The organism is Winogradskyella sp. PG-2, assembly GCF_000828715.1.
GTDB lineage: Bacteria > Bacteroidota > Bacteroidia > Flavobacteriales > Flavobacteriaceae > Winogradskyella.
The window spans coordinates 3394679-3419365 of sequence record NZ_AP014583.1; the positions used below are offsets into that span (position 1 = coordinate 3394679).

Sequence of the window (24687 nt, forward strand, 5' to 3'; positions counted from 1 at the left end):
AAAAAATAGTAATTGGATAAACAGAGTCATAAAATACATGTGATAGGTGCTGGAATTAGTGGGTTAATAGCTGCAACTGTTCTCGAAAAAAATGGATTTTATCCTGTTATTATTGAAGCTACAGATAGAGTAGGAGGAAGAGTGAAAACAGATATTGTGGATAGTTATCAGCTAGATCATGGTTTTCAAGTATTGCTTACTGCTTATCCTGCGGCTCAAAAATATCTTAATTTAGAATCTTTAGAATTACAAAAATTCTTGCCAGGAGCCTCAATTTTTAAAAATGGAAAACAAGAGATAATAGGCGATCCATTAAGAGATTCCTCTCTATTATTTTCAACATTATTTGCTAGAATAGGAACTTTTAAAGATAAATTAAAAATTCTTAAATTAAACAGTAAATTAAAGAAAAAAACGATATCAGAAATCTTTTCAGATAAAGAACAATCGACACTATCTTATTTGATGGACTTGGGTTTTTCTTTTAGAATGATAGATGACTTTTTTACACCTTTTTTTAGCGGAATTTTTCTTGAAAATAAATTAGAAACATCAAGTAGAATGTTTGAGTTTGTCTATAAAATGTTTGGTGAAGGACATGCCACCTTACCAAAAGGCGGTATAGAAGAGATTCCAAAACAACTTTTAAACAAACTAAAAAATACCACTTTTAAATATAAAACACAGGTTTCTTCTGTTATTGATGGAGAAATAGAACTTTATAAGGGTCAAAAAATAAAAAGTGATTTTACAATTATTACTACTGAACCTAGTAAACTAATTAAAAACTTAAAAAATCAATCAACTGAATGGCAAAGCTGTGATACTTTATATTTTGAAACTGAAAATAGAACTATTAGAAAACCTATAATAGGTCTAATTACTAAACACAACTCATTAATTAATAATATCTTTTACCATACAAGTCTAGAAACCTCATTAAAACCTGATAAAGAATTACTTTCTGTAACTGTAGTTGATAATCAAAATCTTTCTGGTAAAATGCTAATAGATTGTGTGCAAAAAGAATTAAAGCAAAATTGTGGCATAATTACGAGTAAGTTTATTAAGCACTACAGAATACCAATGTCTCTACCTAAGTTAAAGGAGTTACAATATGAAATGACACCTTCAGAAACATGTTTGTCTGAAAGTATTTATTTAGCTGGAGACTTGCAACTAAATGGTTCTTTAAATGCAGCTATGATAGCTGGCGAAAGAGCCGCACAGGGCGTTATTGAAAGTTTAAAAAAGTAATTTTCAACAACAAATGAAATTTCTAATATGTGCAAAATTTAAAATTCTAGGAATTTATAGTAAGGTTTTACCTGAAGTTCATTAATAATTGAACTCACTTTTCGATATCTGGATAATTTTCCTCTTTTGACTTTTTAGCAGAATAGAAAATATTCCAAAATGTAAACGCTATATAAACTGCGAATATTACACCACCAATAAAAAAGAATGCTAAATTCATGTTGTTCGTCTTTGTCTAATTACTAATGCAAATAATAATATTGTCCCTGGCCAATGTGCAGAATATTGAGCTTCTTCAGTCCTTCCCATAATGCCCAGAACAACTGAATACATTAAACAGATAAAAGCTAAAATAACTGGGTACCATTTCAAGATAAATTTTTTCATTTTATGTGATTGTTTTTTAATATTATGTTTATATTTCTATTTGATTGTGCTAAACTTCTGCTTTATATTTTTGCAATAACCCTATGGTGGTATATTCTAATGCCTTTTGATGTGTAGACTCAAGAACTACTAATGGCGCTTTTCCAGCACGCTCAGCTTCCAACCACCTAGAGATACACAAGCACCATTTAGAACCCACTTTTAAACCAGGAAATTGCCAATGCGGTGTTGGTGTAGAAAGATCATTCCCACGAGATTTTGTAAAATCTAAAAATTCTTGAGTCATTATAGCACAAACTACATGAGTCCCTGAATCCTCTTGAATTGTTCTGCAAAACCCGTCTCTAAAATATCCTGTGGCGGGATTATTACAACATAATTCTAAATCTGTTCCAAGAATATTTAATTGATTTTTTTCTGTCATATTCATATTCCAGAATCGGGTCTTCCTTTTAACCTAATCTCAATTCTTTTTTTCTTAACAGTTAGTCGTTTCATTACATCCATTAAGTCTTTATCATTTATCTTTTTGTATATCTCATGTATAGCTAAGACAAGTCTTTTAGCTTGTCTTGAAGCTATTACTCTGTCACTGGTAGACATATGACTCATTATCATTTATCTTTTTGTATATCTCATGTATAGCTAAGACAAGTCTTTTAGCTTGTCTTGAAGCTATTACTCTGTCACTGGTAGACATATGACTCATTTTTGCATTTTCAAAAATCGTTGCTTCTTGTAAAATATCCATTATTATGCTATTTTGTATAAGCTTTAATAAAAATAGTTAAACAAAAAGTATTTGTATTCAAATCACGCACTATTTATTATATTTTTAACAACTTCAATATAACTACCTCATAAAATTTTGACCAAAACAATAGGTGAGTGGAGTCTAAAATATTGGACTATCCAAATACAATTGTAGTTTTTTACCTAGATGATGCGTTGGCAAACTGACCTCATATGATTTTGTTAAAACAATAGGTGAGTGGAGCGTTAGATTTTAGACTATACGATTGCAATTATCCTGAAGATGATTATAATTGGATACAATACTTTACTAAATGATTGTTTCAAATCGTATTTGCTTAAAAATGTACACTGTACATTTTCTTAACAGCAAATAGTCTAAAATGTAGCATAACGAGCCGTAATTGTTTCCAAAATTATATGCAGTCTTGAATTTTTGTTTCTTTTTTTAACAAGAAAAAAAGATATAATCTAAATCTTGGTGAGTTCTAAAGTTTCAAATTCTATTTTACATACTATTTTGGAAATTGATTGAGTATCAATTTATAAAATACAATTACTAGTTCTATTTTACATAATATATAGACCTTTTCTTAGTACTGTTCAAATAGGACATAAGAATATAATAAGTGCTAAGAATTTTGTTTTACTCACGTAGTTAATTATTTGCATAAACTTTAATTGAGTTCGTGAATCTCGTAAAAACTCGATTTCTCAAAATTTTAGCTCTTATGGCAAGCTCTGAGAATCGCCTAGAAAAAAATATGTAGCAAAATATCCATGTACGACAAAATTTTAATGATATCTAAAAACTAGCTTTTATTGTGCGGCTGACAAGAGTTGGATAATTGTGTACAAAATAAATTGCCAGAGCTATTTGATTTTATAAAGCAATGAGCGTTTGACAGCTGACATTTGACATAACGACAAATTATAGGAACAATGCTTTTTTAGATCTGCGAAGCAAACCATTTCTAGTTTAATGCCCAAGTACTGCATATTGTAATGAAAATATAAAGCCTGTGGGATATTTTACATAATATCATTATAGTTGACTAATGGTATGTTCTAGGCAAATAGCCAACAATAGCATTTGTCCTATAATGTACTTGCGTTATGTACAACATGGGCTTTGGTTAAAAGCGCATGTTAAATAATGCTTTTCTTTATTTTTTTCTTCTCTAAAGTTTCTCTACTCAGTTAATGAAACCGCTTTGCGGTTCACGAGCACTTATTTATTAAATAAGTGTGGTGCGAGTAAACACTCTTTTTCAAAAGGGTAGAGTAGTGGGGAAAATGTGTGTGGAATGGCAATTAAACTATTAAAAATTTTCTTTTTAGTAACTCTAAGTACAACATTTGAATTTGCTCAAAACACTGAAACTAATGCTCAAATTTTTTAGAGGTTAGATCTAGTTGTGGACTAACCTTACCAAGGCTTATATGTTTTATTCTAGATTATATAATGATAATGGTAAGGCAGTCACTATTAGGTTTATAACTTCATATTTTTACGTATGTGCTTTCTAATCTTTGGCACTAGGTCGTTCTCATATTTTTTAAACTGCGCTTCAGTTAATATTTTGGATAGCTCATCGTTTTTAGCTGTACTAATTTTTTTCATATCATCCCTTTTGCTAAACATTGAGCCTTCTCTATCTATGAGTGCTCTTAGTTTAGTAGCGTATTTTATGTTTACTTCTGATACTTTTTTTGTTTGTTCTTCAGTGAGTGATAGTTCATCTATCATGATTTTATTTTGATAATCAGCCATATCTTTAACAGTAAAACTGTTTTGACTAAATGATAAGCACGTTAACAATAATGCTACGATAGTAGCAATTTTTTTAGTTTTCATATTTTTTAAATTATTAATTATATTTTCTTTTTTGAAACCATATATCTGAAAGGGAAATATTAAAATTGATAGTGTTAAAGCGTTCTTCTACCAGAATACTATCAGTAGAACCACGATTACCTCTTGAATATGAAAAGTTGAGATATGAACCGCCTTTCCTTCCAAGTGGTAGCCCTAAACCTATGGATGCACCATAATTATCAATATTAACATCGTCCACTTCCAAATATCCAGAGTTATAATTTATACCAGCTCTAAAATGTATGCGTTTCCAATATTTTAAACTTCTAGGATTCACAGTGTATTGTGCACCAAAACCAAAAATATGTTGATTAACATAATCACCGATAGTATCAGACTGATCAGTAGCTGTCCAAAGGTTTGTTGTATAATCTATGGCTAGTTCAAGATTCTCAAGAGTTCTACTAAAGCCAAAACCCAATTTTAAGGGAAGCTGAAAATCGTCAATAGATTCGTTCGTAATATCATCTAGAATAGATACAGCTTCATTTGAGTTCTTAATTGTAATTGAGTTTCTGGACCCATCAAGGTTAACAGGGAAATCCAATATTAGACCAAAGTTATAGTTGTCTAAAAAGTTATAATTAAGTCCCAAACCAAGTTTATAACCTCGGTAATAGTTTTCTTCAGATATAGTTAATGCACTATTTGATGTCAGAATAGACTCCACTTCATCAATACCTCCAAATAGGTATGAGAATTTTGCTCCCAGATTGAGATTATCACTAATTTTTCGAGAATAATCAAGTCTTATTTCATTAATACCACCAGAGCCTATGACGTTTGTAACAAATTCTTCCGTACTACCTTCAATATTACTTCGTATACCTATTAAAGCATAACCAACATCTGTAGCTGGTTTTAAAATTAAACCAATTCCATACTTCCCATTTCCGTTAAATCCTAGTGCAACACTTGAAAAGTTTGAAACAAACCGCCTCTCGTCACTATCATTGCTAGATATATTCTGAAGTTCAGAATAGGTGCCAATATCCAAAACAAAACGATTAGCCTCGATTGAAGCAAAAGCAGATGGATTATACTGGTTAATGTTCGTTAAACTATTTAAAGAGATGCCAGTTTGCCCCATACCACTATTACGGCCAGTATTAGCATTACTATCTACACCAAGACCAAACAATGAATATGGTGAACCTGTTAGGTTATTACCCTGACCATTAACAACATTTACAACTGTAATTAGTAAACAAAAACACGATGTAATACTAAAACTTTTAATCTTCATAGATAGCATAGGTAATTATAAGTCTTGCTTTAAAGTCTGTATTAAAGCCATCGTTAAGTAATATTTTATTCACCGTACTGTTGTATTCGGGAGGTATAATAATTAAGGCATCTTCTGTTTCTGGTAATTCGTTCAATTTTTTATCTACAAAATCAATAACAGGAATAGTATAAATTACATCATTAAACTCTGAGTTAGAATCTTCCAAAACACCAAAAACAAAATCAGCACTATTTGCTACTTGTACTGTTAAATCATTATTCTGATCTACTAAGTAAAGTGATAAAACATCACTAATAGGTTGAATATCTGAATAGCCTGCGTTATTAGGCTTAATCTCTAAAACCGCATCCAGAACGGTTCCGCTAAAACCTAGCTCATTGATTCTTTTTATTGTAGGAAATTCAATTCTTGTAGCATAGCCTGTACCGCTTTGCACATAACCATAATTATTGGTCTCAGTTGAAGAGATAATAGATTCTTGGTTATCAATTTGATTTAAAGCTGAACCACTAACATCACTTGTTATATTATTAAAATAAGATAACCCAAAATTAGAGATAGATAAATCAAAGTGTTGTTCTTCACCTTCTAACTCTTCAGGTATTCTATAAAAAAAACGAAGATAAGTACTTGTACCAACAGGGCTGTAACCTATTATAGAACCAATATCTGTTGAAGATGGCTGTAAGGTTATACCTCTTAATTGTTGAAATAAAGATTCGTCGTCGGTTATTTCGTTATTTTTTATACTTTCAAATAGAACAGTACCAAAACTTTCAAAGGGTAGTGACATGTAGAGTGAATCCCTATTTGGTTCGGGATAGAATTCAAGTGATGCGAGCGGATCAGATTCGTAACTCAGTTCTGAAGTATTGTAGAAACTTGTTTCATCAGTTTCAAATTCCTGCGATATTTTGTGAACATTTATTGTGGCAAGAGCTGTTGTATCATTATAAAAGTACCCTTCGTAATCTAAAACCAAACCGACACTGTCTAATACAGCATCATCATCTATGAAATAAGTTGATGCATTTAATTGTAGATAACTAGATGCCGTTACCGTTCCTAAAAATTCATCTTCATAAGTTCCAACCAATAAACGCTCAAGATTAGATGTAGGAATAGAATCGAACTTCATAGTGGATAATTCTACTTTGAATGTGTCAATAGATAAGACTCTAATATTAGTTTCTGTAAAATCTTGACCTACTGTTAAGCTTGGTATTTCATCTTCTGTTGAAGAGCAAGCGACAGCCAGAAACCCAAGAAGAAGTACAAAAGAACAATAGACTTTATAATGTTGCATAGTTTAAATTTTATACAAATCAAAAGGACTATATCTGGTTTTGAAAGTATATTATACTAACTCTGAAAATGTATCTACCAAACCGTTGATGCTATCGATAAAATATTCTACACCTATTCGTAGATACAATTCTTGGGTTTATCTATGAAAAAATGATGCTTATATAATTTATTTAGTACGTGTTTCAATTCGTAGTATGTTCGTCCTCGATGAGAAAAATTGTTATAGTACTTAGTTTAATTTTTGGTGGGAAATCTATTTATGGTCAAATAGGTAGAATTGGGCGAGATGGCGTTGAATTGGCTCGTTTCGATTACACTATAATACCCAGTATCGGTGATATTGAATTAAAGAGAACTTCGATAGCATTTAACTTTGGAGCTAAAGTAAAAAAAGGGCTCTTAGGATTTGGATCTGGTTATGATAATAGTACACTCTATTTTAAAAGTGCTGATGCGCATAATCTTCACAATAATTTTACAAATCTTCATACGGTTAGGATGAAGATTGTGTATAGAAAACCATTAAAAAATAATTGGGCTTTTAATACGGTGTTTGCACCAATGCTATCATCAAATTTTGCTGGTAGCATAACAACTGAAGACTTTGCTTTTAACTCATTTACAAGTTTTTCTAAAAGATGGTTTAAAAATGAACTGAAATCGTCATTAAATATAGGCTTGGGTTTTGGAACCTTATTTGGAAGTCCGAGATTATTTCCATTAGCATCATATTACTCAGAAATTAATGAAAAATTAAGTTTTAGTATTGGTTTACCACGCACAGAGGTTACGTATAAACTTAACGACTTTAATAGTATTAATTTGAATGTAAAACCAGAAGGGTTATATGCAAATAACTCATCAGACCTTGTATTAGAAGATGGAAAAATCTATGAAAACAGTAAGGTAGTATACAATGCGTTAAAGCTGTCTTTGGGCTATAATATGAAATTTGAAAAAAACTGGATAGCTAGTTTTAATCTCGGCTATATACCAGTAAGCTCGGTGACAATTTTAGATAATAATGATAATGACATTAATGATTTTAACACAGATGATTCTGTATTTGTTAATGTTGGTGTAAGTTTTAATATTAATAAAAAAGTAAAAAAAGATGAATAACAAAAATGTATTTAAAGTGTTTGCACTGGCATTTGTGCTTGTGCTATGTTATAGTTGTGAAGATGACGATGATAACGACGATGATTTAATTGGTAATTGGGCAGAAAGATCAACCTTTAATGAAGAGCCTAGAAGTAGCTCTGTAGCTTTTACAGTTGGTAATAAAGGATATATGGGTACAGGCTATGATGGCGATGATTATTTAAGTGACTTTTGGGCGTATGACATGGATAGTAATTCTTGGCAACAGTTAGCTGAATTTCCTGGTGTACCACGAAGCTCAGCGGTATCGTTTACAATAAATAACAATGGGTATGTAGGTACTGGATTTAACGGAGATTCTAATGATGAGCTTTCAGATTTTTATAAGTATGATATCTCATCTAATAGTTGGACTCAAATTGCCGATTTTGCAGGTACGCCTAGATATGGAGCTGTCGGTTTTGAGTCTGACGTTAACGGATATGTAGGTACAGGCTATGATGGAAATGGCGATAAAAAAGATTTTTGGAGATACAGCCCTACAACTGATACTTGGGAGGAAGTCTTTGGTTTCGGAGGGGCAAAAAGAAGAGATGGAACTACATTTAAAATTGGTACAGATGTATATCTCGTAACTGGTGTAAGTAACGGTTTATATGAAGAAGATTTTTGGGTGTTTGATACTTTGACAGAAACTTGGGAAGATTTGGAAGATATTGACGAAGATGATGATTACGCTATCATTAGAGCTAACGCAGTTGGATTTACATTGAATGGCCTTGGTTATATAGCTTGTGGCGAGATTGGCGGTATATATAATACGGTTTGGGAATATAATCCTAACACTGAAAATTGGGTGGAAAGAACAGAGTTCGAGAGATTGTCTAGAAGAGACGCAATAGCATTTAGTAATAATGAACGTGCTTTTGTTGCTCTAGGAAGAAGCGGAGGTCTCTATTTGGATGATAATATGGAATTCTTTCCAACTCAAGAACAGAACGATGACGATAATTAAGTTGGTTGTAATTATTTTGGCTGTGATAGTTTAAAATTGATTTGATTGATAGCCAAATGATGAAGTCAGGTGACGTTACAATGTTTTAAACAGATCCTGACTTTTTTTAAATTGTTTAAATTATTAATAATGAAAGTAATTATTAAGTATGTTTCTATTTTTATAATTATAGGCATTTCTGTGCTTTTAGTATCTTACCAAATCTTAAAAGAGGAAAATAAAGAAGGCAATCTAAGTAGTCAATATACCTTAAAAGTCATTAATAAAGATGCGCATTGGATATATGAAATATCTCAAAATAATAGCGTTTTAATTAGACAAGAGTATATTCCAGTAGTGCTTGGAAAGCAAAAATTTAGAACCAAAAAAGATGCTGAGACTATCGGTTCCATAGTTTTAAAGCGGTTAATCAATAACAAAGCACCAAGAGTGAGTAAAGAAGATATAATAATAAGCAAAATACAAATTGACAGAATCTAAATATTTTGAATGACTCTCAAAAAAAGTTACAAATCAATATATAAAGAAATTGAGATAGATGTTTTTTTTGGTTCTGTTTTTATTTCCATTAACAAACACCATTATAGAACTAAAAGAATAATATTGTAAATTACGAAATTCACTTTTTTTAGATTTAAAAGACAATTATTATCAAATTTGGAAAAAATTATAAAAAATAGAAGACAGTTTTCGATTCACATATTTATATGGGCAATACTTTATTCAGTTATCCTGTTTTTGTTGTATTCAGAAGGTAAAGAAATTACGCTTAAAATTTGTTTAAGAATTGCGTTTGGAGCTGTGGTTTTCTACACGAACTATAGTTTATTAGTGCCGCATTTATTACTTAAGAAGAAGAAAATACCTTATCTATTAACTGTTGTCGTTCTTTTAATGATAGCCTATTTGGTCATTTCAAATGTATTCGTTTTTGATTTATATGATAGTCGAAATCTGTTAGATAAACGGCCTTCAAAATTTATAATAATTATATTTTTCAATGCAGTGATAATTATTATAGGAACAATAATTAGAGTATACGAACAATGGATAGAAAACGATAGAATTAAAACGAAAATTGAGGTTCAAAAAAATAAAACAGAATTAGAATCCCTTAAAAATCAACTAAACCCTCATTTTTTATTTAACTCTTTAAATAGTATTTATTCTTTAACCGTTAAAAAATCTAATGATGCACCAGAAGCCGTTATTATGCTTTCTGAATTAATGCGATATATGTTATATAAAGCTAATGACAATAAAGTCTTACTTAAAGACGAATTGCAATACATTGAGAATTATATTAAACTTCAACGTATAAGAATAGCAAAAAACGAAAATGTAAAAATGAATATAAGAGGTGCAATTACTACTCAAAAAATTAGTCCTTTACTATTTATATCCTATATCGAAAACGCTTTTAAATATGGAACAGATTTTAAAGGTAATACAGAGGTCGAAATAGATATTGGTGTAAAGGAGGATGAATTACAATTTAAGTGTATTAACATCATAGGAAGTGTAGCCAAAGACCAAGAGAATTCTGGTATAGGAATGCAAAATACCAAAAACCGTTTGGAGTTATTGTATCCTGGTAAGCATTGGTTAACCACAGTGGAAAAAGACAATAAATTTATAGTTGATTTAAAATTAAAATTAGACTAAAATGAGGTGTGTAATTATAGATGATGAGCCATTGGCAGTTGATGTTATTGAAACTTATGTTAATCAAATAGGAGGGATGGAAATTGTTGCCAAATGTAACAATCCATTAGATGCAATAACAATATTGAATAAGCATCAAATAGATTTAGTGTTTTTAGATATAGAAATGCCTAATTTAACAGGATTAGATTTGGTGAAAACAATTGAGAATATTCCGCAATTTATCTTTACAACGGCTTATCCACAGCACGCTTTAGAAGGCTTTGAATTAAATGCAACCGATTATTTGGTAAAACCTATTCCGTTTCAACGCTTTTTAAAAGCAGTTTCTCGAGCCAAAGAAAAGTATGCGTTAGAACAGTCTATTGTGCCACAAGCAAAAACTTCTTCTGAAAAAAATAATATTGACTTTATTTTCGTAAAATCAGAATATGAAAACATTAAGGTTAATGTACAAGATATAGAATATATTGAGGGGTTAAAAGATTATATTAAAATTCATCTTAAAGATCAAGCAAAATCTTTGTTAACACTATCGAGTTTTAAAGCAATTTTAGAAAAACTACCTTCAAATTTTATTCGAACACACCGTTCTTATATTATTAATATTGATTGCATTAGGGCTTTGCAAAAAACTAAAGTTGTTATTAATGATATTCGTATTCCTATTGGAGAAACCTACAAAGAAGTCGTTCTAAAAAGACTTGGAGTGTAAATCTCTTTTAAACTTTAAAAAAAGTATCGATACATATTCCTTGTTTGTCGATACTTTTTTTTTGTAGGTATATCTTTTTTTTATCTGTTTTAAATTGCTCATACTTTTGATTTGAAATATTAACAGTTCTCTAAATTCAAAAATATGGACAGAAAAGTTTTAGCATTATTTTTTATTCTATTTCTGTACAATCACGTGTTGTAGTATTATTGTTATGAGGGGAGAACAGAGTTATAAAGGGAGTTGTAAGCAATTAAAAAAGACAAAAAATATGAGAAGAAAAATCTTAATTTCATTAATAACAGTTTTAACTTTTGTTTTAAATGCCAAAGCACAAGATACTCTTGTGTCGGCTTTTTTTGGACTTGATAATGCACTACCAGGTCTATTGTGTAATCAACCAGGAAGCCTGCTAGATGGTATGCCTGTGAATTTTATATTTCCTATAGATGCGTCCACCTTATCAGAATCTGATTTTGAAGTTGTAGATAGCCTTGGAAATATACTTACCCCTATTTGTGTTTCTTTGGCCCCAGCTAACGAAAACGGAGAAAATCGAACTGTGCTTCTGTTTGGTGAATTTGGTACCGCTGTTACCAACCCACCTGTTGAAGTAAGAGTTGTAGGGGATTTATTTACAACTGATACTTTAACCGGAGAGTCCGCTTGTTCAGAAATCATAAACCTAAACGGAATCACTACCACGAATGTAATTCCGCTTGCTGATGGACCAAGTTTATTCTTTGCCCAAAGAATTGATGGCAATCTGAATGAATGTAATTCAGGAACACAAACGATTCAAGTTGCTTGGAATGGTGGCGTTACACCTTATATAAGTGGTGATACCGAATCTGACTTATTTCAGTACTATGTTGGCTATTCTGACAGTTCTGGAGATCTAATACCGCATGTACCTATTTCGATAGCAGATATAAATGACAACGACAACTTTCACCAACTTTGTTTTTCTACAAGTGATGAAATTGTTAAAATTTCAATGATGGCTAACACCGTCGAAGACCCAAACCAAGACCCAAATTTATACAGCGAAATTGATGTTAGTTCCTGCACTACTTTGACAATTATTGAAGAGAACATTTTCGAAAAATGGTATAAAATTTACCCGAATCCGTTTTCAGATGAAATTTCTGTTGAGAATCTGCTTGGTGACGAATACTTCATCATTTATGACTTTTTAGGGCGAAATATTATGGAAGGAAAATGTTCAGGAACTATAAAAATACCTGAAACAAACTCTGGGATATACTATTTGACCATCCTAAACAATACCAATCAAACAACCTTCAAGTTAATTAAAAGATAATTGCTTGCAACAATGTATATACTGTAAATAATTTAATCAATAAAATGAAGAAAATAATTCTAATAATAGGTATAGCATTTTTATCAAGTTCATGTAGTAAGAAATTATATAATGTTGAAAAGGTCGAAGTTATACCTTTAATTGATGGAGATCAGACAGAATGGCCAGCCAATACAATTCGGTCCAACAATAATATAAATTATGCAATACAACAGGATGAAGATAATTTATATTTAATGGTGAGTTCATTTGATGAGCAGGTTATGAAAAAAATTATGCTTTTAGGTATGACCTATTGGATTAATACAGACGGAAAGCATAGTAAAGACCAAGGTATTTCTTTCCCGGAAGGGATTATAAATTCAGACGCAATAAAACAAAAATTCGCAAGCCTCAAAAGTAACGGTGGTGGTTTTAGAGGAAGAGGAGGTATGGGCTCAATGCCCAATATTGATAAAAATATATTGCCAGATCAGTCTAAGTTATTAGAGAATTTTAAAGGTCAATCGGAGAATATCGGCCTAATAAATTTTAGTAGTTATGACGATGGGCAAATAATAAATTTCAATCGTAATACTTTAGATTTTAAGAGTTTGGGTATTGTGTTTGATACAAAATTGATACCTGGCCAATCATTTACATTTGAGATTGCAATTCCTAAAAGGCTTCTCAAAAAAAGTACAAAGGTTAAAAAAGATACTTGGGGAATAGGTATAGCAACTAATGATCCAAATTTAGAGCTCAACCTACCTGACAGTTCTAGATTGGATAAGATGCCTGCAAGATTTAAAAATAAATTAGGTGTAAGTGGTAAACTTGAAAAAATTAATGAATTAAAAGCTTTATTAAAACCTATTCAATTCTGGGTAGATGTTTCTGCATTAAAAAAATAAACGAATTACCATCTTCTGTTAAAAATATATCTGGTATTCATTTGGAATCCCATTGAATTAAAGTAATATTTTATTAATTAAAATTATTAAAAATGAACTATTTAAAAAATATAATAACACTATTTGTACTCATATTTTCAGCATCAGTTTCTGCACAAAACACCAATGGGAAAGCCTATTACATTGTAAAAAATACGATAAAAATGAACTTAGGGAATCGTCAAATTCCAGAGGCTCAAAAAGCAATGATACAAGAGCGTATCAATAGTATGTCTACAAATAATTTTGTACTCTCTTTTAATAAGAATTCTTCTATATATGTTGAAGAAGAAAAGTTAGAACAAGACCAAGGTAATGGAGTAATAGCACAACGAATGGGAATGCTAAAAATGATACTTAATCAAGGAAGTAATGGCAAACTTTACAAGAATAGTAGCGACAATACGTACAAAAATCAAGTAGACCTTTATGGGAAACTATTCCTAATTCAAGATTCACTTAAAGAGATAGATTGGAAAATTACTGATGATATAAAAACGATTGGAAAGCATACCTGCTTTAAGGCTACGGCTATCTTAAAAAATAGAGGATTACCAACAAATTTTCGCCCAGGAGAGCAAAAAACAGATGACTCAAAAGAAGAAAAAACAATAGAGGATGAAATGATAATAGTAACGGCTTGGTTTACCCTTGATATCCCTGTTTCTCAAGGGCCTGCAATGTATTATGGTTTGCCAGGATTGATTTTAGAAGTTAATGCAGGAAATACTACCATACTATGTTCAAAAATTGAATTAAATAAAGAAGGCGAAACAGTTGATCCGCCTAAAAAAGGAAAAAAGATAAACCAAGAAAAGTATGATGAGCTTGTAAAGAAAAAGGCAAAAGAGATTCGAGAAAATTTTCAAAGAGGTAGAGGAGGCCTTGGTAGAAGAGGTAATTAAAAATAAGTTCAAATGAAAAAAATCTTATATATACTTTGTGTACTATTCTCTTTAAACGCTTTTTCGCAGGAGATTAATGTTTCAGGATCTATAAAAGATAGTATTGGCACACCATTAGAATCTGCAAATGTGGTAGCAATAAATAGTGTAACAAAAAAATTAGCTTCATATTCAGTTGCAAATAATAAAGGTAGATACCAGCTTTCTCTTGAAAAAAATGCTAACTATACTTTAAAAGTTAGTTTTTTAGGATACAAAACCATTACTGAAATTTTGGAAATAACCGAGCAATCTATAGACTTTGAAAAAAACTTTACACTTTACGAGGATAATAGCCAATTAGATGAAGTTCTTTTAACTTATGAAATGCCTATTACAGTTAAAGGTGATACCATAGTATATAATGCTGATTCTTTTAAGAATGGTACAGAAAAGAAATTAGGCGATGTGCTTAAAAAATTACCAGGAGTAGAAATTAATGATGATGGAGAAATTGAGGTTGAAGGCAAACGTGTACAGAAGCTAATGGTAGAAGGGAAAGACTTTTTTGATGGAGATTCTAAATTGGCAGTAGAAAATATACCATCAAATGCCATTGAAAAAGTGCAAGTGCTTAAAAACTTTAATGAAGTCTCGCAATTACAGGGTGTTACAAATAATGACGATAGTATAGCTATTAATATTAAGCTTAAAGAAGGAAAGAAGAATTTTTGGTTTGGTGATGTTACAGCTGGTGGTGGGCCAGATGATAGATATTTGGTTCACCCAAAGCTGTTTTACTATAGCCCAGAAAAGAGTATTAATATAATAACAGACATCAATAATATTGGCGAAATCCCCTTTACACGTAGAGACTATTTTAAGTTTACGGGAGGTTTAAAAAACCTTGGAGGTACTGGAACTACACTGAATATAACTTCAGATAATTTAGGCTTTTCATTACTTCAAAACAACATGGCAAATGAAATTGAAACTAAATTTGGAGCTGTAAATTTCAGCTATGCACCAAGTAAAAGCCTTGATTTAAGTGGTTTCTTTATTTATTCTGGATCAAAAGCTGATATTGAAGAAATAACAACAAGAGATTATATTTTAGATAATCTAACAGAGGAAACTACTACAAGCTCTATTCAAGATAATAAGTTAGGTCTTGGTAAAATAAGTGCATCTTATAAACCGCATAGCAATTTTCAATTAGATTATGATGTGTTTTTAAAACTGTCTGAACAAGAAGAAAGTAGTAGAGTGTCGTCTTCAACAGCAACTGTAAATAATACCATAAATGAGTTAAGAGAGGATAATCCTTTTTCTATTAATCAGAATGCAAACCTATATTATACATTAAACGATAAAAATATTTTCTCAGCCGAAGTTCAACATTTATGGTCTAAAGAAAATCCTTTTTACAATGCCACATTTTTAGGTTTGGGTGAGAATCCAAGTATAGCAGAATTACCATTTTCAACAGTATTCCCTTATGATACAACACAAGAAGATTATGGATTAAATCAAGACAAAACAATTAATACCAACAAGTTTGACGCTAAAGTGAATTATTACAACGTACTAAATAACAAAAGCAATTTAAACTTTGTCATTGGTGGAACTCTTAGTAGACAGAATTTCGATTCTTCAATTTTTCAAACCTTGGATGATGGCAGTTCGAGCAGTTTTACTGGTGACGAATTTAATAATGATGTGACTTCAAATTTTTCTGATATATATGCTGGTGCAAAATATAAGTTTGTTACAGGAAAGTTTACATTCGCACCAGGAGTAAACCTTCATAGCTATACGTATAATAATGAACAACTCGGAGAAAAATATGAAGACACTCAAACGAAACTATTACCAAATTTTTATGCTAATCTGCAATTTAAAAAATCTGAAAGCTTACGATTTAACTATTCTCAAACTGTAGAATATCCTGATATTAATAATGTAGCACAAGGTTATGTGTTTAATAATTATAATTCACTATTTAAAGGGAATAATGAGATTAAAAACGGCCTATACGATATTTTCAGTTTAAACTATAGTAGTTTTAGTTTGTTTAATTATACTAATGTATTGGCATCATTAAGATATACGAAAATGAATGACCCAATTAAAAATAGTCTTATCTATCAAGGCATAAACTCGGTATCTACACCTATTAATTCAACCTTAACAGACGAAAGCCTTAACGGAATATTTCGTTGGGATAAAACCATTGGTAAGTATAAAGTAGGCTTAAGTGCTAATGTCTCTTGGCTCAATAATTTTAATTTGGTAGATGATGAAATAACCGAATCAGAATCATTAACACAGCGTTATAAAGCGAGTGTTTTGACAAATTTTAAAAAAGGACCAAATTTTGAAGTCGGTTACCAACGTGCTATAAGCAATTTTACAAATTCAGGTACTAAAAACACCTTTTATACAGACATGCCTTTTGCAAAGTTAGAGATGGTATTCATTAAAGATTTCTCTTTTACATCAGATTATAGCTTCTATAATTATTCTGATGATCAGCAGACGCTAAACTCTTATTCTTTTTTAAATGCGAATCTCTATTATAGAAAAAAAGACAGTAAATGGGAGTACAGATTAGGTGTTAAGAACATTCTTAATACCCAATCCATAAATCAAAACAGTTATAACGAAGCTTTTTCTACTACGTCAGAGTATTATGTACAACCGCGTTATGGTTTTTTAACCGTAAAATATAATTTATAAAACCCCTTAATGAGGGTTTCGTCTATACATTTTAAGTCTCCGTATAGTAAATTTTAATGGTCTTGTCTTCTATAATATTTTTGAAGTAGTGTAAATAAATAATTTAAAACGATAAAAAATGAAGTCAATTAAAATAGTAGCAATAATGAGTATTCTTGGAATGCTTTTTATGACACAGACATCAAATGCTCAGAGAAGAGTAGTAGTGAAAAAGCCTCATAGAACCGTTGTAAGAACAACAAGTCCTAGAGTTGTTTATAAAAGACCTACACCTGTTGTAAGATCAGTAAGAACATTACCTGCTACGGCGGTTGTTATAAAACGTAATGGAGTTAGATATCACTATTATAATGGTCGTTATTACAGATATAATAGAGGAAGATATGTTATAGTTACAGCTCCAAGAGGCGTAAGAATAAAAGTTTTACCTGTTGGCTATAGAATAATTGTAATCGCAGGAAGACCATACTTTTATTTTCAAGGAGTTTATTATGTATCTGTCAACAATGGTTATAAAGTGGTAGAAGCACCAGATAATATCATAGTTTATGAATTGCCAGAGGAAGCAGAACAAGTTGAAATAGATGGAAAAACATTTTATGAATATGATGCTAAATTGTATAAAGTCGTTACCACTCCAGAGGGTAAAGGTTTTAAAATTGTGGGTGATTTAGAAGAGTAACTAATTCAAAATAAACTCAATAAGAAGATTTTTTGAGCAACAATTAGAAAATAATAAACAATAAAAAATTTAAACAGATGAAAGTATTAAAAAATAGTATCGTAATAGTCGTATTGTTAGTTAGCACAATGTCTTTTGCACAAGACAGAGAACTTACAGAAGAACAAAAAGAGCAAGTTAAAGAACAGTTAGAACAGTATTTTGAAAAATTAGACCTATCCGAAGAGCAGAAACCAAAATTTGAAGAAATTACAAAAAAGTATGCACTTCAAATGAAAACTTTAAAAACTAGTGATAAGGGTAGGTTTGCCAAGTACAAGGAATTTAAATCGATAAAACGTTCTAAAAACAAAGAAATGAAAACATTGCTTTCTGATGAACAATACAAGATTTATAAAAATACCCAAAAAGAAATACAAAAGAAGATGAAAGAGAAACGTAAGAATATAAATTAAAATACTTGAAACGCAGATTTTTAATGTCTCCATAAACAACATGTGACATTGATACCTTATTATAAACTCCTTATTTAGGAGTTTTTTTATTGACCTCATAAAATTTTGGCTAAAACAATAGGTGAGTGGAGCGTAAGATTTTAGGCTATACAAATGCAATTATCCAGTGGATGATTTTATTTGGATACAACACTTTACTAAATGCTCGTTTCAAATCGTATTTAGCTAGAAATGTCTACTAGACATTTTCTTAACGCTAAATAGTCTAAAATGTAGCGTAACGAGCCGTAATTGTTTCCAAAATTATATGCAGTCTTGATTTTTTTGTTTCTTTTTTTATCCAAGAAAAAAAGACATAATCAAAACTTGGTGAGTTGCAAAGTTTCAAATTCTATTTTACATACTATTTTGAAAATTGATTGAGTATCAATTTATAAAATACAATTACTAGTTCTATTTTACATAATATTAATGCAGTTTATTAGAACTGTTCAAATAAGACATAAGAATATAATAAGTGCTAAGAATTTTTATTTTCTAAAATTTTAGCTCTTATGGCAAGCTCTGAGAATCGCCTAGAAAAAAATATGTAGCACAAATATCCATGTACGACAAAATTTTAATGATATCTAAAAACTAGCTTTTATTGTGCGGCTGGCAAGCGGCTGGAAATTGCATATAAAATAAATTACAATAGTAATTTGATTTTATCAACGCAATATGCGTTTGACAGCGGACATTTGACAAAACGACAAATTATAGGACAAATGCTTTTTTAGATCTGCGAAGCAAACCGTTTCTAGTTTAATGCCCAAGTACTGCACACTAAAACCATTAGTACTAAAGCTTCTGGGATATTTTACATAATATCATTATAGTTGACTAATGGTACACTTTGATTAAATAACCAATAATAGCATTTGTCCTATAATTTATATTATGTAAAATAGTATTGTTAATATACTTACCTATTCAACTAATAAATAACACCTAAATATTTTTATTCAAACACTACTATAGAATGCGTTATCCTAATTGTCTATGTTTTTAATTTACATGCATTTCATCGAATAAATTAATATTTTAATCGATTATATAAATCAATAATTATATTTGATTGCCAAATATCCTTTTAAAACTTAACCTAAATGAAACCTACTCATTCGCGACCTCAGTCAAATAAATCTCAAATTCAGTTGATTCATCAGTACTATTCGTATACAGGGTTTTATGAATTTATCTGGATCGCTATAAAAAATGCCTTTCCATTTATTGTTGGTTTTGTTGCGGCTATTATTACCGCAAATCTTTTTATTGATGTAAATCTAACTTTGGCACGCCTTACAGAACTTTTACCAGTTTATGGTGTATTAACTTTCTTCTTTATATCAGAAACTATACTAGGCCTAGTACCTCCAGAGATATTCATTGTCTGGTCCGGTAATATGGCAACTCCATGGAAGTTTTTAAGTATTTTGGCTATTTTGTCTTATGCAGGTGGATTAGCAGCCTATTGGCTTGGTAAATTATTTACCACTATGCCTACATTTCATAACTATTTAGAAGAAAAAATGGCAAAACAACTAAGAAACTCAAAAAAATGGGGTGGTATACTAATAGTAATAGGAGCATTATTGCCAGTTCCATTTGCAGTATCATGTATGACTGCTGGTATTATTAAATACCCTTTTAAAAGTGTTATGTTTTACGGCTTGTTGCGTATTTTACGAATCTTTGCCTATGGCTTCGTTATTTTCAATCTGATTTAACGTCTATTCGATTTAATCAAGGGTATTCTTAATACTACCTAAATTACTACATATTAGATAAATACAGTATATCTAATCACAAATCCTAGTATAATCCTTACTTCCTTTTGTAAGATTGTATTATGAGGTACCTTCTTTACGAAAATTACCTATAAAACCCAAAAGTATGATCAAAGGTTTAACCCTTTTCAGTGTTAAAGTCAAAACCTATTTCTGTGTTGAAGAATTTTATTGTTCCTTTATTTATTTTATTATAATTTTAGTTTTTACACTTAGATTTTTTGTACAATACTACTGCAAATAAAATACGATCAATCATCCATTTATTTGGTCATTTCAGACCATTCGACGACTAAATTAATGCCTACACAGAGAATTTTGATATGGTGCAAATTAGCCAATACCTTTGTGCTGAAACGTTCCTTAGTCTACTAAAACCTAAGTATTATGGATTCAAATTTCTCATTATTCAACCAGATTAATAGTTTATGTTACTGGTTATTATCATCAAGTAACTACAGAACTTCAGTAAATTTAGATGCAGAAAAAGACACGTACAGTGTATGTATTAAACATGAAGGTATAGAACTTTATACCAATTGCATTGAAGGATCCAGTAAAAGAAACCCACGTTTTTTAGAACATGAATTAGATGCTATGGTCTCAGGATTATTACATTTAAAAGAAAATGTAACTCAGAAGTCTGCATAAAACTTTATTTTTCTATTGCAATTATTAACGTGCTAATTTTCTGAGCGCAACCCACTGTTTTAGCATTTCTCTAGAATCTACAGCCGGATATCCTAATACCGTTTTTCCGGCTGCTACGTCATTCATAACTCCAGATCCAGCTCCAACGGTTGCACCAGAATGAATGGTCGTATGGTCCTTTATAGATGCACTACCACCTATAACAACTCCATCTCCTAAAGTTACTGAGCCTGCAAGTCCGCTACTGCCAGCCATAATGCATGAACGTCCTAGCACACAATTATGTGCAATCTGAACCAAGTTATCAATCTTACAGCCATCACCTAGTATAGTAGAACTAAATTTTGCACGATCTACACAAGAGTTAGCCCCAATTTCTACTCCATTCCCAATTACTACATTTCCAATATGTGGAATTTTAACTAAACCTCTACCATCATCACTTGGGCGATAACCAAAGCCATCAGCACCTATACTTACGTTATTATGAAAAATACAATGACTTCCAATAACAGAACGTTCTCTTATAATAGTTCCGGACCAAACTGTAGTATAATCACCAATGCTTGTTTCATCTAAAATTGTCACATTAGGATATAAGGTAACATTTGCACCTATCACAACATCTTTCCCTACATAACAGCCAGCTCCAACTCTACTCCCTTTGCCTATTACTGCTGAGGCATCAATATTAGCTGATGGATGAATTTCATTTTCAAAATGTGGTGTTTCTGGTGTAAATGCATCTAAAAGTTTGGCCATAGCTAAATCCGCATTCTTTACTTTTATCAAGGCTTTATTTTCACCAGGTTCTAAATATATATTATCGTTTACAATTCCCAAAGCAGCTTTAGAGTCTTGCCAAAATTTAGCATATTTTCTATTGCCTATAAAGGTGGCTTGTGTGTTACTTGCCTTCTTTATTTCTTCTAGACCTTCAATTTTTTGATTGGTATCACCTATTATTTCTCCATTTAAGAGTGCATTAATGTCTTGTATTGAAAATGATTTCATTAGTTTTTATAAGTATATTGATTATTTAGATTTACAATATAGTCTTAAAAATAGGAAGTTTAAAACTGCATAGTAAAATTCCTCAACTATTAATCCTCTGGTGGATAACCATGAATTTCTTCAAATTTTTCATCAAAATTTGTACGTAAATAAGAATTTAATTTCTTCTTGTAATCGTCCTTTAACCATTTTAAGAAGTTATGGGTACTTTTACTAATACACTTCGCATAGATTTCTATACGCATATTAATATCATCTTTCAGCATTTTAGCTAATCCTAACGCGTCATAGACATCTTCACTATTCTCAATACAAATTTTTGCATGTTGCTCTATTGAACGTTCTAAGACAACCTTTGATGACTCGCCTTTAGCAACAGCGTCTTTATACGTTTGCCTAATATCAAAATAGGTGTCTTCAGATTTAGAAAATTCACCTTTAATTTCATCGGCTAATTCATGCTTGAAATTAGCTTCAATTACTTCATCACTTTTAATACGATCTGAAAACCAATTAGGCGATTTAAAAATTAATTGCCAATCTAAGTCTGCTCCCCAAGGTCCAAACCGATATAAGTTATTTCCTAAATCGATAGTAATAAACTTAGACTTATTATTAAGAATACGTGAGCCACGACCAATCATTTGGTAATATAAAGTCAAAGATTTTGTAGCTCTATTTAAAATGATGGTATCTATTGTAGGCTCATCAAAACCTGTGGTTAAAATACTTACAGATGTTAAAATTGCATCTGGTGTTTCATGAAACCAATCTAATATTTGCTTACGTTGTTTTTTTGTAGCCGTATTATCTAAATGCATAATTGGCAATCCAGCTTCTCTAAACGCATAATAAACACTTATTGAAGTATTAATACCATTATTAAAAATAAGAGCCTTCTTCCCTAGTGAATGCTTTTTATAAGCATCTACTAATTTTTGAAGCATTGCAGGACTCGAATATAAATCTTCAGAAGATTTAACGGTATAATCACCATTAGATCCGACCTCTAAAGAAGTTAATCCCATATCATAAGCATAGGTTTCTGCTCGTGCTAAGAATTCATTCTCTATTAAATTCTCAATAGTTTCTCCCGTAATAAGTTCGTCATAGTTATCTTTCATAGGTAACTCTTTGTTAGAACTTAAAGGGGTCGCTGTAACACCAAGAATAAAAGACTTTTCGAAAAACTTAAAAAGCTTCGTGAAAGAATTGTAATGCGCTTCATCAATAATTACTAAACCAACATCAGAGATGTCAAGCATATCGTCATTTAGACGGTTATTTAAAGTCTCTACCATGGCTACAAAGCACGAATATTCAGCCTGGTCATCTAAATTTGCTTTACTGTTTACTACTTTATTAGTAACACCAAAACTTGTAAGCATAGAAGATGTTTGATTACATAGCTCCACTCTATGCGTCATTACCAATACTTTTTTATTGTGATTCTTTAGGTATTGACGAACCATTTCAGAAAAAATAACTGTTTTTCCTCCACCAGTAGGTAATTGATATAATAAATGATAATCCTTTGGCGCATTATCAAATTTTTCAAAAATCTGACTTATTGCACCTTGTTGATATTCATATAATTCTTTGTCGGTTTTCTTAGCTTGAACAGCTTGATTTGTTTGAGACATCAAAAAAAATTTAGTACGTTGCAAAATTACGGTTAATTGCTAAATGTTTTATAAAAAACTAATGTATCTCTCTATTTCAATACTAAATAGAAAAAATACCGTTAATAACTTATCTACCATCTTTAATTTTTAAAGCATTAATTTTTTAAATTCGCCATGCTATTAATCATTTATTAAGATTTTATCTATAGATAATATAGATTGAGCTTATTCGATAATTATGAAGTTAGTTACTGTATTACTTGTTATGGTCTTTATGTCCTTTAAAGGCTTTAGTCAAGAAAATAACCTAGAAGATTCATTAAGAATCACAATAGAAGAGCCTATAATAAATTTAAAGAAAGGTACTGTAACCAATGAGGTTGCAATCCCTATTATAAGTCCTCTTGAAAGTAATGAGGATATTGATATTAAATCAGAATTCTGGGAAACAAGTATATACAATCCTTATCAAAACACTTTTACAGAGTTTCCATTTAAAATTACTTTTTCCGATAGTTTATACACCTCTCCTGTTTCTCATAAAAAAGTAATCACATCGCGTTATGGTTGGCGCAGAGGAAGACCACATCAAGGCATAGATATTGATTTAGTCACAGGTGATAGTGTGGTATCAATTTTAGATGGTATTGTTCGTTTTGCAAGATATAGTAGAGGGCATGGTAAAACAGTTGTTGTTAGACATTTTAATGGCTTAGAAACGACCTATGCTCATTTATCATATATAGCAGTAAAACCAAATGATACTATTTCTAAAGGTGGTTATCTTGGAAAAGGCGGAAATACAGGAAATTCTAGAGGGAGTCATTTACATTTAGTTGTAAGTTACCAAGGTGAATATATTCATCCTGAATACCTCTTTGATTTCTCTGAAACTAATAAAATTAGAGCTAAGGAATTATGGGTAACAAGACAATGGACACATGCACAATTACATAGTTCTAGGCGAGTTAGCAAGGTTAATCTTTTAACAACTAAGGAAGCTGCATTACTTAGTTTGAAGAAGCAAAAGAAGGTATATGTTGTAAAAAAGGGAGATACACTTTACGGAATTTCGAGACGAAATAACCTCTCAATTTCTAAAATTTGTAATACCAATGCTATTAAAATATCTACTCCATTAAAAATTGGTCAAAAATTAGTCTTAGAACTCTAAAAAATCACATATTCAAATTAGAAAATTCTGTATTTTGCAGCTTCAA

Annotated in this window: 23 protein-coding genes; 15 read left to right on the plus strand and 8 right to left on the minus strand. The window is 30.8% G+C overall.

Annotation, left to right across the window (positions count from 1 at the left end; translation table 11 throughout):
• The first annotated feature begins 12 nt into the window (after positions 1-12).
• Positions 13-1257, plus strand: a complete 1245-nt coding sequence (locus WPG_RS15220) for an FAD-dependent oxidoreductase (RefSeq protein WP_045474225.1) — start codon at positions 13-15, stop codon at positions 1255-1257.
• Between the two features lie 94 nt (positions 1258-1351).
• Here WPG_RS15220 and WPG_RS18795 read toward each other — a convergent pair whose 3' ends face one another.
• The 6 genes from WPG_RS18795 to WPG_RS15245 form a co-directional block, all read right to left on the minus strand.
• On the minus strand, positions 1352-1477 hold the full coding sequence (locus WPG_RS18795; RefSeq protein WP_262507855.1) for a hypothetical protein: 126 nt from the start codon (positions 1475-1477) through the stop codon (positions 1352-1354).
• Positions 1478-1693: 216 nt separating this feature from the next.
• Positions 1694-2074 carry a DUF2237 family protein gene (locus WPG_RS15225; RefSeq protein ID WP_084221606.1) on the minus strand — a complete coding sequence of 127 codons (381 nt, stop codon included), beginning with the start codon at positions 2072-2074 and terminating at the stop codon, positions 1694-1696.
• Positions 2071-2256, minus strand: coding sequence for a hypothetical protein (locus tag WPG_RS15230; RefSeq protein ID WP_231850207.1), 186 nt, complete (start codon positions 2254-2256; stop codon positions 2071-2073). The genes WPG_RS15225 and WPG_RS15230 overlap by 4 nt, the downstream gene beginning before the upstream one ends.
• 1636 nt (positions 2257-3892) lie before the next feature.
• Complete coding sequence (locus WPG_RS15235; protein WP_045474230.1) at positions 3893-4255, minus strand: hypothetical protein; 363 nt, start codon at positions 4253-4255, stop codon at positions 3893-3895.
• Positions 4256-4268: 13 nt separating this feature from the next.
• A complete protein-coding gene (locus WPG_RS15240) occupies positions 4269-5522 on the minus strand; it encodes a hypothetical protein (RefSeq protein WP_052471300.1) in 1254 nt (417 codons plus the stop codon).
• On the minus strand, positions 5512-6831 hold the full coding sequence (locus WPG_RS15245) for a DUF4270 family protein (RefSeq protein ID WP_045474235.1): 1320 nt from the start codon (positions 6829-6831) through the stop codon (positions 5512-5514). Before WPG_RS15245 ends, WPG_RS15240 begins: the two co-directional genes overlap by 11 nt.
• 209 nt (positions 6832-7040) lie before the next feature.
• Here WPG_RS15245 and WPG_RS15250 point away from each other — a divergent pair, with 209 nt between their 5' ends.
• The 13 genes from WPG_RS15250 to WPG_RS15310 all read left to right on the plus strand — a co-directional run bounded on the left by WPG_RS15250 (position 7041) and on the right by WPG_RS15310 (position 20828).
• The gene (locus WPG_RS15250; protein WP_045474237.1) at positions 7041-7955 is read left to right on the plus strand and encodes a DUF6268 family outer membrane beta-barrel protein; all 915 of its coding nucleotides are present in this window, start codon (positions 7041-7043) and stop codon (positions 7953-7955) included.
• Entirely contained in the window at positions 7948-8952 is a 1005-nt protein-coding gene (locus WPG_RS15255; RefSeq protein WP_045474239.1) for a Kelch repeat-containing protein, read from the plus strand. Before WPG_RS15250 ends, WPG_RS15255 begins: the two co-directional genes overlap by 8 nt.
• A gap of 129 nt (positions 8953-9081) precedes the next feature.
• Positions 9082-9432, plus strand: a complete 351-nt coding sequence (locus WPG_RS15260; RefSeq protein WP_045474242.1) for a DUF4907 domain-containing protein — start codon at positions 9082-9084, stop codon at positions 9430-9432.
• A gap of 177 nt (positions 9433-9609) precedes the next feature.
• Entirely contained in the window at positions 9610-10617 is a 1008-nt protein-coding gene (locus WPG_RS15265) for a sensor histidine kinase (protein ID WP_144374494.1), read from the plus strand.
• Between the two features lies 1 nt (position 10618).
• A complete protein-coding gene (locus WPG_RS15270; RefSeq protein ID WP_045474245.1) occupies positions 10619-11332 on the plus strand; it encodes a LytR/AlgR family response regulator transcription factor in 714 nt (237 codons plus the stop codon).
• Between the two features lie 271 nt (positions 11333-11603).
• The gene (locus WPG_RS17625) at positions 11604-12656 is read left to right on the plus strand and encodes a T9SS type A sorting domain-containing protein (protein WP_171817195.1); all 1053 of its coding nucleotides are present in this window, start codon (positions 11604-11606) and stop codon (positions 12654-12656) included.
• A 44-nt stretch (positions 12657-12700) separates the two neighbouring features.
• Positions 12701-13549: a hypothetical protein gene (locus WPG_RS15280; RefSeq protein WP_045474247.1), complete on the plus strand. Its 849-nt coding sequence runs from the start codon at positions 12701-12703 to the stop codon at positions 13547-13549.
• A 92-nt stretch (positions 13550-13641) separates the two neighbouring features.
• Positions 13642-14493, plus strand: coding sequence for a GLPGLI family protein (locus tag WPG_RS15285; protein WP_045474249.1), 852 nt, complete (start codon positions 13642-13644; stop codon positions 14491-14493).
• Between the two features lie 12 nt (positions 14494-14505).
• Positions 14506-17211, plus strand: a complete 2706-nt coding sequence (locus WPG_RS15290) for a carboxypeptidase-like regulatory domain-containing protein (RefSeq protein ID WP_045474251.1) — start codon at positions 14506-14508, stop codon at positions 17209-17211.
• Between the two features lie 118 nt (positions 17212-17329).
• Positions 17330-17893 carry a DUF6515 family protein gene (locus WPG_RS15295; protein ID WP_052471303.1) on the plus strand — a complete coding sequence of 188 codons (564 nt, stop codon included), beginning with the start codon at positions 17330-17332 and terminating at the stop codon, positions 17891-17893.
• A gap of 77 nt (positions 17894-17970) precedes the next feature.
• Positions 17971-18348 carry a hypothetical protein gene (locus WPG_RS15300; protein ID WP_045474253.1) on the plus strand — a complete coding sequence of 126 codons (378 nt, stop codon included), beginning with the start codon at positions 17971-17973 and terminating at the stop codon, positions 18346-18348.
• A 1148-nt stretch (positions 18349-19496) separates the two neighbouring features.
• Positions 19497-20117 (plus strand): YqaA family protein, encoded by a 621-nt coding sequence (locus tag WPG_RS15305; RefSeq protein WP_045474255.1) that lies wholly within the window; start codon positions 19497-19499, stop codon positions 20115-20117.
• A 447-nt stretch (positions 20118-20564) separates the two neighbouring features.
• Positions 20565-20828 carry a hypothetical protein gene (locus WPG_RS15310; RefSeq protein WP_045474257.1) on the plus strand — a complete coding sequence of 88 codons (264 nt, stop codon included), beginning with the start codon at positions 20565-20567 and terminating at the stop codon, positions 20826-20828.
• Positions 20829-20852: 24 nt separating this feature from the next.
• Here the strand turns inward: WPG_RS15310 and lpxD are convergent, their stop codons facing one another.
• Positions 20853-21842, minus strand: a complete 990-nt coding sequence (lpxD, locus tag WPG_RS15315) for a UDP-3-O-(3-hydroxymyristoyl)glucosamine N-acyltransferase (protein WP_045474259.1) — start codon at positions 21840-21842, stop codon at positions 20853-20855.
• Between the two features lie 89 nt (positions 21843-21931).
• Positions 21932-23485 (minus strand): DEAD/DEAH box helicase, encoded by a 1554-nt coding sequence (locus tag WPG_RS15320; RefSeq protein ID WP_045474261.1) that lies wholly within the window; start codon positions 23483-23485, stop codon positions 21932-21934.
• 220 nt (positions 23486-23705) lie between these two features.
• Here WPG_RS15320 and WPG_RS15325 point away from each other — a divergent pair, with 220 nt between their 5' ends.
• Positions 23706-24641 (plus strand): M23 family metallopeptidase, encoded by a 936-nt coding sequence (locus WPG_RS15325; protein ID WP_045474262.1) that lies wholly within the window; start codon positions 23706-23708, stop codon positions 24639-24641.
• Positions 24642-24687: the final 46 nt, after the last annotated feature.

What these genes read in the sequence shown, in the direction of transcription:
- WPG_RS18795 (WP_262507855.1), bottom strand. Translation starts at nt 1,477, where the DNA reads ATGAATTTAGCATTCTTTTTTATTGGTGGTGTAATATTCGCAGTTTAT.
- WPG_RS15295 (WP_052471303.1), top strand. Translation starts at nt 17,330, where the DNA reads ATGAAGTCAATTAAAATAGTAGCAATAATGAGTATTCTTGGAATGCTT.
- WPG_RS15240 (WP_052471300.1), bottom strand. Translation starts at nt 5,522, where the DNA reads ATGAAGATTAAAAGTTTTAGTATTACATCGTGTTTTTGTTTACTAATT.
- WPG_RS15285 (WP_045474249.1), top strand. Translation starts at nt 13,642, where the DNA reads ATGAACTATTTAAAAAATATAATAACACTATTTGTACTCATATTTTCA.
- WPG_RS15260 (WP_045474242.1), top strand. Translation starts at nt 9,082, where the DNA reads ATGAAAGTAATTATTAAGTATGTTTCTATTTTTATAATTATAGGCATT.
- lpxD (WP_045474259.1), bottom strand. Translation starts at nt 21,842, where the DNA reads ATGAAATCATTTTCAATACAAGACATTAATGCACTCTTAAATGGAGAA.
- WPG_RS15225 (WP_084221606.1), bottom strand. Translation starts at nt 2,074, where the DNA reads ATGAATATGACAGAAAAAAATCAATTAAATATTCTTGGAACAGATTTA.
- WPG_RS15270 (WP_045474245.1), top strand. Translation starts at nt 10,619, where the DNA reads ATGAGGTGTGTAATTATAGATGATGAGCCATTGGCAGTTGATGTTATT.
- WPG_RS15305 (WP_045474255.1), top strand. Translation starts at nt 19,497, where the DNA reads ATGAAACCTACTCATTCGCGACCTCAGTCAAATAAATCTCAAATTCAG.
- WPG_RS15290 (WP_045474251.1), top strand. Translation starts at nt 14,506, where the DNA reads ATGAAAAAAATCTTATATATACTTTGTGTACTATTCTCTTTAAACGCT.
- WPG_RS17625 (WP_171817195.1), top strand. Translation starts at nt 11,604, where the DNA reads ATGAGAAGAAAAATCTTAATTTCATTAATAACAGTTTTAACTTTTGTT.
- WPG_RS15280 (WP_045474247.1), top strand. Translation starts at nt 12,701, where the DNA reads ATGAAGAAAATAATTCTAATAATAGGTATAGCATTTTTATCAAGTTCA.
- WPG_RS15255 (WP_045474239.1), top strand. Translation starts at nt 7,948, where the DNA reads ATGAATAACAAAAATGTATTTAAAGTGTTTGCACTGGCATTTGTGCTT.
- WPG_RS15250 (WP_045474237.1), top strand. Translation starts at nt 7,041, where the DNA reads ATGAGAAAAATTGTTATAGTACTTAGTTTAATTTTTGGTGGGAAATCT.
- WPG_RS15310 (WP_045474257.1), top strand. Translation starts at nt 20,565, where the DNA reads ATGGATTCAAATTTCTCATTATTCAACCAGATTAATAGTTTATGTTAC.
- WPG_RS15320 (WP_045474261.1), bottom strand. Translation starts at nt 23,485, where the DNA reads ATGTCTCAAACAAATCAAGCTGTTCAAGCTAAGAAAACCGACAAAGAA.
- WPG_RS15300 (WP_045474253.1), top strand. Translation starts at nt 17,971, where the DNA reads ATGAAAGTATTAAAAAATAGTATCGTAATAGTCGTATTGTTAGTTAGC.
- WPG_RS15230 (WP_231850207.1), bottom strand. Translation starts at nt 2,256, where the DNA reads ATGAGTCATATGTCTACCAGTGACAGAGTAATAGCTTCAAGACAAGCT.
- WPG_RS15325 (WP_045474262.1), top strand. Translation starts at nt 23,706, where the DNA reads ATGAAGTTAGTTACTGTATTACTTGTTATGGTCTTTATGTCCTTTAAA.
- WPG_RS15235 (WP_045474230.1), bottom strand. Translation starts at nt 4,255, where the DNA reads ATGAAAACTAAAAAAATTGCTACTATCGTAGCATTATTGTTAACGTGC.
- WPG_RS15245 (WP_045474235.1), bottom strand. Translation starts at nt 6,831, where the DNA reads ATGCAACATTATAAAGTCTATTGTTCTTTTGTACTTCTTCTTGGGTTT.